The organism is Longimicrobium terrae (genome assembly GCF_014202995.1).
GTDB lineage: Bacteria > Gemmatimonadota > Gemmatimonadetes > Longimicrobiales > Longimicrobiaceae > Longimicrobium > Longimicrobium terrae.
The window spans coordinates 142,040-152,718 of record NZ_JACHIA010000015.1 but is presented as its reverse complement, the minus strand read 5'-3'; the positions used below and the strand labels follow the sequence as shown (position 1 = coordinate 152,718).

The window sequence follows — 10,679 nt, the reverse complement described above, 5'->3', positions numbered from 1 at the left end:
CGGCTTTCCTCTGGGCACCGAGCAGAACTTTTTTTGGACCTGCATTTCGGATCCGCGCCAGCAAACGACCACTTTTTTAGCGCCCTGCTAGGCGAGACTGCCAATAATCTGCTAAGGAACGCGCATCGCTCGCGACAGCGTCGAGATAATTAGCGATCTGCTCCTTCTCGCTCTTCCCATGATCCAAGAGAGCTTGAAGAAGCTTGTCTATGGAAAATGTAGCGGACATAGAATCCCCAAAGGCTAGGATGTAGTCCAGAAAATACGGCTATAAAGCAGCCCAGGCAGTAGCGCGCGAGTACAGTATGCGCAGCAGATTGCTGAGCGTGGTGACGCTGCCCACGGACGAGCGCGTGGTGGATGAGCCACGCTGCTGCTGCAGGGCGACGGCGGGCGGCAGGCCGTCGATGGAATCAACCTGCGGCACGCCCATCTGGTTGAACAGGCGGCGCGCGTACGGTGCCACGGATTCCAGGTAGCGGCGCTGCGCCTCGGCGTACAGCGTGCCGAACGCGAGCGACGACTTGCCCGATCCCGACACGCCCGTGAACACGACGAGGACGTCGCGCGGGATGTCGACGTCCACGTTTTTGAGATTGTGCTCCCGCGCCCCCCGCACCCGCACGAACCCCGTCCGCCGCGCGTTTTCCTCCGCGTCCCCTGCCCCGCCGCTCTTTCCTGCCCTCATCCGCTCCGCTCGCCGGTGTGTTTCCGCGGTATCCAGACCTTCCCGTTCGGTAAATAGAACTGTTTACACACTCAGTCATCCTAATCCGCTACGGAGCCGGAATGCCAAATACTGGAGCCGTGTCGCACGGCGCTCCAGCCCCGCCGCCAGTTGCTCCGCGCTCTGTGACGTCGGATTACGGTTACCGGACAACCACGCTTCGATCGCGGCTCGGCTGATCTCCGCATCTTTCGCGAGGAGCGTGCGCGGCAGTTCGCTCTCCTGAATGATCTCCCGCACGAGCCGTTGCAGGTTCTCCGATTGACCCACGCGCCGCCTCCAGCGAGCGGTATGGAAATTCGTTGACAACCACATGTAAACGGATTACCATACAGAGACAAGGAAGGGCAGTCGCTCACCCCGCCAAGAGTTCGCGACTGCCCTCTATCTCCCAACCCGCCGGATGGCTGATCAGGATGTCTACACGATAGGCCTCCTCAGCCGAAGGCGCAAGCAACGGAGGATACGATGAACACGAAGGGAGCCTCACCCGCGCGCCTGCTGGAGATGCTGTCAGACCGCTTCGGCGCGCTGGAGGCCGTCGCGTACTCCTCAATCAAGCTCTCCCGCTACGTGTCGGAGGAGGAGATGTCGATGGACCTGCTGGTGGCGGAAGCCGTGCTGGAGTTCGGGGAGGAGCTGCGCAACGTGCAGGAGGCCGCGGGCGAGTGGACCGACGAAGTGCTGGCTCGAGGCTACCGCCTGGGGGGCGAAGCGTGAGACAAGCCTAGCCAGGCGCCGCTGTTGCAGATACTTAGCGAATCACCGCTTATGCGACCAGACCGTCCGGATGCTCGGAAGCACGCCTTTATCGGACGGACGCTGCTCCAGTCAGCGTCCTGAACATCGGCTGCCATCGACACTGGCCGCCGAGAAGCGAGGAGCGCTCCACAGACGTTGGACACCGGCTGAGGCTACTTCGGAGTACAGCGGATCGCGAACGCGTGTCTTTTTCGTGTCCCGGTCCCCTCAGCGCGCAAGTAGATGATGTAGCATTCTCCGCGGGAGTCCGGAAAATCGTAGCGGGTTCCCGGCTCCATTCCCCACGGTGACCCGCCGCCCCTGTTGACTGACAGCTGATCGCCGTCGTCATTCGTGATCCCGAATGCACTCCCCTGATCTCCCAATACGACGGATTCGTTGAGCCGTAGCCAGAGATCTGGCTCATTCGATGGTACGCCCAGCGGAGGCGGGGGCCGGAAACCCATCTCGGTGGGTCGGATCGCAAAAAAGCCGCTGAGGATGCGATCGAGGGCGTCGCTGCGGAGCACGATACCCTGCCCTGGCTTGGCTTGCGGGTCGTAATCCTCGGTAGAGAGTAGAATTCCGGCAAAGACCCCATTCACTAGGAGTTGACCGCCGCTCATACCAGTGGAGAGCTGATCGCTGGAAAGCCGCGGCTCAATCGTCACCTGCCGTGCCTGAACGCGGCGGATCCAGACAGGAATCGATATCACGTCGTCTTCCACCCGCGTACGTAGCACCGCGTTGACCGAGGCGTCGTTCAGGCGGGCAGACAGGTCAGCAGGGATGCTCCACGCCTGGCAGTTGACCTTGCCAGACGTCGACGTCTGCAGCACCGCTAGATCCGCTCTCGGATCCGAATAGGCAATAGTTGCTTCTCCGGTGACTTGGTCTTCAGCCGTGAAGGTGATGACCGAGGTAGAGTCGGAAACGACATGTAGCGGCGCGACGATGTAGCACTCTCCCGAAGCTCGGGGGCGGGTAAATCCCTGGCCGATTTGCTGGCGCCCGCGCAGTTGGATGATCTGTGCGTGCGCTGACGAGGAAATCATCAAGGCACAAGTCGCGTACAAATACGGTTTATAGTTCATTCGTCACGCTCGTTTGAATTCCTGTCCGCACCCAGCGCCTTCCAGGTGCCGAGCAGGCTGATCAGAAAGATTAGCGTGGCCCACCACCTCTGCAGAAATGGATCGGCCGCCGCTCGCTCCGCCATCGACATCCCAACTGGGTATTCGCCGCCGCCTGGACGTCCCACCCTGACCGAGCGGGCAACGGCACGGTAGACAACAGTGAGTGCGGGGCGCTCATCCGCCCTGATCAACCCGCTCTGGGAGGAGTCAGGAGCAGTGATGCTCACTTCATCTCCCGGATCCAAGTCTCGACTCCCCGCCGTAAAAACCGTTGAGCCGACAATGGCTTTCGCGAGCTTCGTGATCTTGCCGGAACGAAGGATGGCGATATGGGGATCGGTTTCTCGATGGATCGCCCTTCCGGTCTGGAGCGCACCCTCCACGGCGAACACAAGCGGTTTGCCGGCATGCGACCGTTCTTCGACGTTCGCAATCGCAATCGTAACGTTGCCGTATAGCGAGATCGAAGCCTTCGAATGCTCCTCGAATTCCCCTACGCGGACGGGTGCCTCTCCGGCATTGTCGGCCCTCTCGCGCGGGGCTTCGAGTTTCAGCGATAGGGGGCCCGACGAAAGGCGCTCGATCGTCACCACGACGGGATCGGTGAACTTCAGGGCTCCGGAAACGACCCTGCCAACCGAATCGTCACCCACAAAGATCACCGCGCTATCCAGTTCCCACTCGTGAACTGCGGCCGCAGCTGGATCCGGGGAGTACCGGACGTACTCACTCTCGGCAGTGATGTCGAACGTGGTGCTGTTTCTGGGATAGGCGACGAGAATCGCGGTGATTACTAGGACGCAGACCAAGAGAATACGTAGCGGCGAGAACTTCATTGCCGAATTCCGGCTGGCGTTCCGACGAAAACGCTGTCGTACGCGAACCTACCCCCACCCGGGTTGCGCCGGATCCTGAGTACAGTTCTCTCTCCCACAGCCCACACCGGAACCCGGCAGACACGGGAATATACGACGTAGGAGTCGCCAGTTTCACGGCAGCCCACACTCTGGACTTCTCCGGCACTGCTGCGCCAACTTACGTTAGTAAAATCGCGCGAGTTGATGTAGACAAAAATAGAATCGTGGGAAGCCGCGCGGCTGCCCCACAAGGGTAGAGCGTGGGTCGCTAGATCATCCCGGCAGTCAGGAGTCAACGTAGCCGAGATCACGAGATCCCGCACACGATATCTGCGGAATTCATTCCTGTACCGCCTTGGTGCGGTAAGCAGCACACTATGTCCCGCACTCGGCCGGATCTCGAACATCGCTCTCGCCCAATAACGCCCATCCTGCGAGTTCACGACCACGCACAGCATTCCTGCGCTGTTGGGCGGAAGCAAAACGGTAATCTGCGCGGGGTCCACGAGGGCGTCTTGGTCGCCCGTCATGACGCCGGGAACCAGCACGCCAGAGAGCGCGCGGCGGGGCGGTCTCCGCTCCTCCCAACGCCCGCCTAAAGGGACGAGGGGTTCCTGCGTCTGCGCAACGATACACCGAAAAAACGCCGCCTCCATCAGCACAACGGCGATGCAAAAGAAAACTCCCCACCCCGGATTTCGCATGGATCGCTGTCTTTAAGCTGTTTCAGAGAAGATTGGCCGACAGATGAAGAGAGGATGATAATGGTCCTGTAAAGAGGATCCTCGCAAGGGGCGAGGTGGGCCAAGCACCCGGCTCGCCAGCAAACGCTACGGTATCGCCCTTTGTCATCGACCCTCGGTGGAGGATCTGCAGCGCCCGCAGGTGTGTCTTGCCGTACGCGTGCGGCAACATCCCGCGAATCTTCTTGACCGCGCCGAGACAATCTGTTTGCGCATTGTGTCTTGATAAGAAGATGCACAACGGAAAAGATGGAATGTAGAATGCTGTCCCGCGACTCCCCAGCACCCCCTTTGGTAGCGGCGCTGCGCCTCGGCGTACAGCGTGCCGAACGCGAGCGACGACTTGCCCGATCCCGACACGCCGGTGAACACCACCAGCGCTTCGCGGGGGATGTCGACGTCCACATTCTTGAGGTTGTGCTCCCGCGCCCCCCGCACCCGCACGAACCCCGCCCGCGGCGCGCCCTCCGCCGCGTCCGTCGTCCCGCCGCTCTTTCCTGCCTTCATCCGTCCCGCCCGTAGGTGTGTTCCTGGAGATCGGCAGGGATGATGAGGATCATCGGATGCAGATGCAACCTGTCCGTCATCCGCCCCGCCGTGGCGATGCGGATCATGGGGGCGGACCATGACGGGGTTGGCAAGATCGAACTCTGCCGGGTCAGGGCGGACCCTCGCCGTGCACCAGGCGGTGCAGCGAAGCGGCTAGGTCGTCGATGCTGGGGCCAGGCGACCGATTCCACGTCGGGATCGGTGGCGATGTGGTCCGGGGGCAGCCCGGACGCGATGGCGACCGGCACGCCGGGACGCACGCTCCGGACGGCGCGTGCCAGGTCCAGACCCGACATCGCGGGCATCTGCAGGTCGGTGACCACCGCATCGAAATCATGCGGGGCCGTCCGGAACTCCTGGAGCGCCGCCACCGGGTCCGTGAACGCCGTGCAGCGGTAGCCCAGGTGGGCGAGAATCCGCGTCATGATGTGGCACAGGGCCGGCTCGTCATCCACGTACATGATGTGCTGGCCGGCGCCCCGCGGCATCGGGGCGGGATTGTCGGCCTGTTGGCGTGCGGCTTCCGGCGCGGCGGGGAGATGGATGTCGAACCGGCTGCCCTCGCCGGGCTCGCTGGTCACGGAGATGCTGCCGCCGTGGTCACGGACGATTCCATGCACGACCGAGAGGCCGAGCCCGGTACCCGCGTGCCCCTTGGTGGTAAAGAAGGGCTCGAAGAGGCGTTCGCGGATTTCCGGGCGCATGCCGCAGCCCGTATCCGTCACCGTGAGCCGCAGGTACCGCCCCGGCTTGAGCTCCGCCGCAAAGCCGGCCGCCGCCGTTTCCACGTCGATCACGCCGAGTTCCACCGACAGAACCCCGCCCTGCTCCCGCATGGCGTAGGCGGCGTTGGTGCCCAGGTTCATCATCACCTGGTGCATCTGGGTCGCGTCAGCACGCACCGGCGGCGGGTGCGGCGTGGCGTGGGAGCGGATCTCGATGCTCCGCGGCAGCGTCGCGCGCAGCAACTGCAGCGCCTCTTCCACGACCGGCCCCAGGGGCATCACGTCGCGGCTGGACTGCTGTCCCCGGCTGAACAGCAGGATGCGGCGCACCAGGTCGCGCGCCCGGACGCAGGCCTTCAGGATCTCGTCGATGCTTTCGCGCTGCTCGCCGCCGGGCCGAGCCTCGAGCAGCGCGAGTTCGCCGTAGCCGTGGATGGCGGTGAGGATGTTGTTGAAGTCGTGCGCGACCCCTCCGGCCAGCGTGCCGAGGGCATCCATCTTCTGTGCCTGCCGGAGCTGTTCTTCCACCGCCTGCCGCCGCTGCTCCACCACGTAGCGCTCCACGTGGGACCGGAGCATCTCGGCCAGGGAGTCGATCAGTGCGCGTTCTTCGACCAGAAACGGCCCTTCTTCGGCGGCGGGGTGCTCATGCTGATAGGCAACCTGGAGCACGCCGGGGCCGTTGCTGGTGCTGAACCCGGCGGTCTGCATCCACGGCGTCGTGGACCAGCCGGGCGACACGGCCTCGAGGTCGCCGTACGCGATCCTCGCGCGGGCATCGCCTGCGTGCAGCCAGGCGGCCGGCATGCGGGCCACCAGTTCCGTCAGCAGAAGCCGGTCGACGCCGCTTGCATGTTGAAGCAGGTGCGCGGCTTCATGAAGCAGGTGCAGTTCCTTGACGCGTTCGCCCAGGCGCAGGACCAGGCGCTCCCGCTCCGCTTCGCCCTGCTTTCTCTCCGTCACGTCCATCACCATGCCGAACGCGGCGGCGGGCTGGCCGTTCTCCCCTTCCACCAGGTGCGCCGCGGCTTCCACGTGCCGCAGGGCTCCGTCTGGCCGCACCACGCGATAGTGGGTGCGGCCGTGCATCCTGCCCGGCGGGGAAAGCGCCAGGTCATCCAGGACGCGGGCGCGGTCCTCGGGGTGAACGTGCCGGAGCCACGCCTCGATGCGCACTTCTCCGTCCGGCTCCGCGGCGATGCCCGTGAGCGCCAGGGCGCGGCCATCCAGACGGACCCCGTCGCTTCCCGGCACGTGTTCAAAGATTCCGATCCCCCCGGCGTCCAGGGCACGCTCGAGGCGCAGCTCGGTGGCGCGCCGCATGGCGAGTTCGCTCTGCGCGGCATCCAGCGCCCGCTGCAGCCGGTCGGTCGCGATGTGCAGGGTCTGCAGCGACACGGCGATGAACACGCAGCCCATCAGCCAGCGTGAGATCACGTCGTACGAATCGGAGTCCCGGGGCAGCGGCAGTCCCATCCGTTCGGAGATGACCAGCGCCAGCCCCAGTGCCGCGCAGACCCCCGTCACCAGGACGCCCGCCCGAATGCCGAGCAGCAGGCCCGCCACCATCACGAAGACGCCGTACGCCTGAACGCCGGTGCTGCGGATTCCTCCGGCGGTGAGGGCGTTGTAGGTGAGCAGGGAGATGATGACCCACAGGTAGATCCACGACGCCAGACGAACACGGCCGCGGCCGGCCAGCCACAGGGTAAGGAGCACCGTCGCGTCCACCACGATCAGCACTCGCGCCGCGCGCCACACGCTGTCGGGCTGGATGGCCGCGATTACCGGCATGATCACCGTGACGACAAGCGCGGTGAACAGAGACACGCGGCGAAACAGGCGCACGTCGTCGGCCTTGCCCGCGTCCGTCGGCGGCGGTTCGCCGGTGGAAGCCGGACGCGGGGTGCCGCTGTGGGATGGTGAGATCACGGTGCAGCCTTTCCGCCGCTGGGCGCGCTGCCAGAGAGTGCACAATCCCGTGCGCCGGCCGGAACCGCATCTCACACCGGTGCCGCCCGGAGGCTGAGGACGCCTGAAACCTCGTCGGGGACGGAGGCCACGCGCCGGTGGATGATCTGGATCGGCGACCCGCAGCCACCAGGGAATGTGGCGTGTACTGGCAGCGCAACACCCGGACCGCTTCCGCCGTCGTGCGTTGGAAAGCGCGATTGGGAGTCGGACGGATGGCGTAGAGTTCGCGAACCTGTGTAACGACCGGCGCCAAGAGGATGTCGATGCACCCGCGCCGTTCTACCGATCCGACGGAGTTCCCGGGCTACAGCGGGCCGGAGGCGGACGACGACGTGCCTGATCCCGGCGCGCCCGCAGACACGACGGGGACGTCGCGCGGGATGCCGACGTCCACGTTCTTGAGGTTGTGCTCCCGCGCCCCCCACCCGCACGAACCCCGTCCGCCGCGCGCCCTCCGCCGCGTCCTCTGCCCCGGCGCTCTTCCCTGCCTTCATTCCGTTCAGCCCGCCAGTGGTGTTTCTGGGGATCGATCGAGTCAGTTCACTCCGCGGCGCCGCGTCTGCTCGCCGGTTTCCTTCATCTGCTCTCCGGAGCGCCGCATCCGCGGCAAGGTTCTGCAGGCGGTTCGCGCAATTGCGGCAGTCCGTCCATCTGTGACCCACGCATTCCGCGGATTGGCGCCAACGGAGGATGCTACTCAAGCCCGTGCCGAGCCCGCGCCTGCTGAAGCGTCTCGGTGCGGACGTTCTGCATGGCGCGGATATTTTGAGTTATCTGGCCGGCGGCACCGTAGAACGATTCGTCGAACGGCCGGATGCCCAGCGCACCGCAGTAGGCGGCGAGCATGCCGGGGGTGAGCCGGTCGCGCACGAGCCGCCGCTGGTACGTCGTCACATCCTCAAACGGCTGGGGCGCACCCTGCGCGGACCACGTCCAGCGGCCGTCCTCCTGCACCGCGGCGACGGAGCGAACGACGTTGAGCCAGTCCGTCTGCTCCGCGCCGTACATCGCAAAGCTTCTTGCCGCGTCGCGCGCGGGTGTGCCCTCCCTGCATCCGATGGCGAAGCCGCGGCAGCCCAGCTGCCGCGCAAGGTACGACACCGGCCCGAACGTGTCGCTTCCATCAACGAAGTTGTCAAAATACGCCGTCCACGACCCGGTTGTCTCCACCCACACGTGTCGCGACAGAGGAGCGGTGAGTGGGAGCAGGCTGTCGAGCAGGGTGGGCAGCGTGCCGCTGACCGGACGGCTCCGGTATCCGCCCAGAGAAGCACGCCAACGGCTATCGGCTTCAACAACCTGTGCGAAATCCGCTTCCAGGAACCCGATTGCGTCCGTGATCGGGGCGTACCGTCCACCTGGGAGCATCACGCCTGTCATGTCGGGCATGTTGTTGGATGTCATGAGACCTCGCCCGATGCGCACCCGACATCCACCGCGCATTGCGGAATGCGAACTCGCCGGGCCCTGACCCGCCGCGTCAAAGCAGGGCGGGATAAGCAATGGCGCAGGTTGCCGATCTGCCACTTGTTGTGCGTTGATGATGAGGACAGGCGGATGGAGACGCAACCGCGCGTCGATCTCCGATCACCGTAGCCATGCCGATCAGAGCTCGATTCCTCCGCCGCCACACGGGCGTGTGGCGGTGGTTCAGTCCGTTCTACTCGCCTGGTCCTGACCTGTCGCGGGGCCCGCTCACCTTCCTGACAGAGGCGACCGGATGGCGGGATTCCTCAACCCATGCGGGCAACGAGATCGCGCGCGGCGGCGGGCCACGAGGGGAAGTCGAAGCGGAACCCGGCGTCGAGTAGCCGTGACGGGACGACGCGGCGGCTCTTGAGAAGGAGTTCGGCGTCGGTGCGGTGGAGGACCGCGGCCATCTCGACCATCCACCGCGTCCCGCCCAGGCCGATGGGAATGCCCGCCGCGGTACGCAATGCACGCATGAACTCCCGCTGCGGCAGGGGTTCCGGCGCGGCGAGGTTCACGGCGCCCTCCACGTCGTCGCGGTCCAGCAGCCAGATGACCGCGCGCGCAAGATCGCGTTCGTGGATCCACGACATGTACTGCCTCCCGCCAGCGATGGGCCCGCCAAGCCCCAGACGCGTGAGGCGGTGGAGGATGCCAAAGGTCCCGTCGCGGTCCGGGGCCATCGCGATGGCCATCCGCATGGCCACCCTTCGCGTGTGCGGCGTGTTGGCGGCCGCCAGTTCGCGCTCCCACGCCTCCGCGATCTCGATGCTGTAGCGCCAGTAGCCGGGCACGTCCGGCTCGTGGCCGCCGAGGATGCCGGTCACATCGTCGTTGGGTGCGTCGAAGCGGTGCGAGTAGATGGTTGCGGTGCTGGCCTGGAGCCACACGCGGGGTGGCCGCGACGCAGCCTTGATGGCCTGTGCGACCGCGCGCGTGGAATCGATGCGCGACGCCAGCATCTCCGTGAGATTGTCTTTGTTGTAGCGGCAGTTCACGCTGCGCCCGGCCAGGTTGATCACCGCGTCGGCGCCGTCCACCTCGCGCGCCCACGCCCCAAGCGTCCGGCCGTCCCAGGCGACGACGCCCGGCTCGCGCGCGGCACCGCGGCTGAGCACCACGACCTCGTCTCCGCGGCGCCGGAGGGCCTCGGCGAGCACCCGCCCAATCTGCCCCGTCCCCCCGGGTATCACGATTTTCATCGGCATCCTGCCACCAGCCCTCGCAAGAGTTGAACGCGTTCAATTATATCTACGGCGAAGGATATGTCGCGTTCTCACCCCGGTCAAGCCTTTTGTTGAACGCGTTCACTTATGCTCTTCCACGGACCTCCCCAAACGCAGAACGCCGCCCTGCAGAGGGCGGCGTTCTCCATGAGCTCACGAACGGACGGGCTCAGTTTCGGTGTCGGAGAATCCTGGAAAGGGGCACTGCCTACGGCACCAGTGATTCGAAGCAACCGCGCTGCACCTCCGGCGTACGCGTGCCCAACGCGAGTGACGGCCTGAGATCCCAACGTGCCCGTGATCATGACTGGCACGTCGCCCGGGATGTCGACATCCGCTTTCTTCAGGTTGCGCTCCCGCGATCCCACACGCGCACGAACCCGCGTCACTTCCTGGTTCAGTTTGGCTCGCACGCTGGATGTCTGTTACAAACTTGATTTGCATGCGCGTTTGCAATCGGACAACTCTTGCACGAGTGCGTGCCGTGAGATATCGTATGTTTATCTGAAGCTGAGATGATCGCCCATATGC

General features: G+C 65.0%; 7 protein-coding genes and 3 pseudogenes. 1 reads left to right on the top strand and 9 read right to left on the bottom strand.

All coding sequences use genetic code 11. From position 1 onward, the window contains the following. Positions 1-289 precede the first annotated feature (289 nt). Both HNQ61_RS20400 and HNQ61_RS20395 read right to left on the bottom strand, forming a co-directional pair. A pseudogene (locus HNQ61_RS20400) lies at positions 290-688 on the bottom strand (P-loop NTPase family protein); the annotation flags it as partial. 75 nt (positions 689-763) lie between these two features. After that, entirely contained in the window at positions 764-997 is a 234-nt protein-coding gene (locus HNQ61_RS20395; protein WP_170038202.1) for a hypothetical protein, read from the bottom strand. A 198-nt stretch (positions 998-1,195) separates the two neighbouring features. On the opposite strand from HNQ61_RS20395, the gene HNQ61_RS20390 reads away from it, so the two are divergent. Continuing rightward, positions 1,196-1,447 (top strand): hypothetical protein, encoded by a 252-nt coding sequence (locus HNQ61_RS20390; protein ID WP_170038203.1) that lies wholly within the window; start codon positions 1,196-1,198, stop codon positions 1,445-1,447. 194 nt (positions 1,448-1,641) lie between these two features. On the opposite strand, the gene HNQ61_RS20385 is transcribed toward HNQ61_RS20390, so the two are convergent. From HNQ61_RS20385 to HNQ61_RS20360, 7 genes and pseudogenes are all read right to left on the bottom strand, one after another. Further along, positions 1,642-2,562, bottom strand: a complete 921-nt coding sequence (locus HNQ61_RS20385; protein ID WP_170038205.1) for a hypothetical protein — start codon at positions 2,560-2,562, stop codon at positions 1,642-1,644. Further along, entirely contained in the window at positions 2,559-3,440 is an 882-nt protein-coding gene (locus HNQ61_RS20380; RefSeq protein ID WP_170038206.1) for a hypothetical protein, read from the bottom strand. Before HNQ61_RS20380 ends, HNQ61_RS20385 begins: the two co-directional genes overlap by 4 nt. Positions 3,441-4,498: 1,058 nt before the next feature. Beyond that, a pseudogene (locus HNQ61_RS29885) lies at positions 4,499-4,711 on the bottom strand (hypothetical protein); the annotation flags it as partial. Beyond that, on the bottom strand, positions 4,708-7,410 hold the full coding sequence (locus HNQ61_RS20370) for an ATP-binding protein (RefSeq protein ID WP_170038207.1): 2,703 nt from the start codon (positions 7,408-7,410) through the stop codon (positions 4,708-4,710). The pseudogene HNQ61_RS29885 and the gene HNQ61_RS20370, both read right to left, overlap by 4 nt. Positions 7,411-7,759: 349 nt before the next feature. After that, a pseudogene (locus HNQ61_RS29880) lies at positions 7,760-7,946 on the bottom strand (hypothetical protein); the annotation flags it as partial. Positions 7,947-8,145: 199 nt separating this feature from the next. Continuing rightward, on the bottom strand, positions 8,146-8,856 hold the full coding sequence (locus tag HNQ61_RS20365; protein WP_170038209.1) for a hypothetical protein: 711 nt from the start codon (positions 8,854-8,856) through the stop codon (positions 8,146-8,148). Between the two features lie 329 nt (positions 8,857-9,185). Next, complete coding sequence (locus tag HNQ61_RS20360; protein ID WP_170038210.1) at positions 9,186-10,124, bottom strand: TIGR01777 family oxidoreductase; 939 nt, start codon at positions 10,122-10,124, stop codon at positions 9,186-9,188. Positions 10,125-10,679: the final 555 nt, after the last annotated feature.

What these genes read in the sequence shown, in the direction of transcription:
- HNQ61_RS20390 (WP_170038203.1), top strand. Translation starts at nt 1,196, where the DNA reads ATGAACACGAAGGGAGCCTCACCCGCGCGCCTGCTGGAGATGCTGTCA.
- HNQ61_RS20385 (WP_170038205.1), bottom strand. Translation starts at nt 2,562, where the DNA reads ATGAACTATAAACCGTATTTGTACGCGACTTGTGCCTTGATGATTTCC.
- HNQ61_RS20380 (WP_170038206.1), bottom strand. Translation starts at nt 3,440, where the DNA reads ATGAAGTTCTCGCCGCTACGTATTCTCTTGGTCTGCGTCCTAGTAATC.
- HNQ61_RS20365 (WP_170038209.1), bottom strand. Translation starts at nt 8,856, where the DNA reads ATGACATCCAACAACATGCCCGACATGACAGGCGTGATGCTCCCAGGT.
- HNQ61_RS20360 (WP_170038210.1), bottom strand. Translation starts at nt 10,124, where the DNA reads ATGAAAATCGTGATACCCGGGGGGACGGGGCAGATTGGGCGGGTGCTC.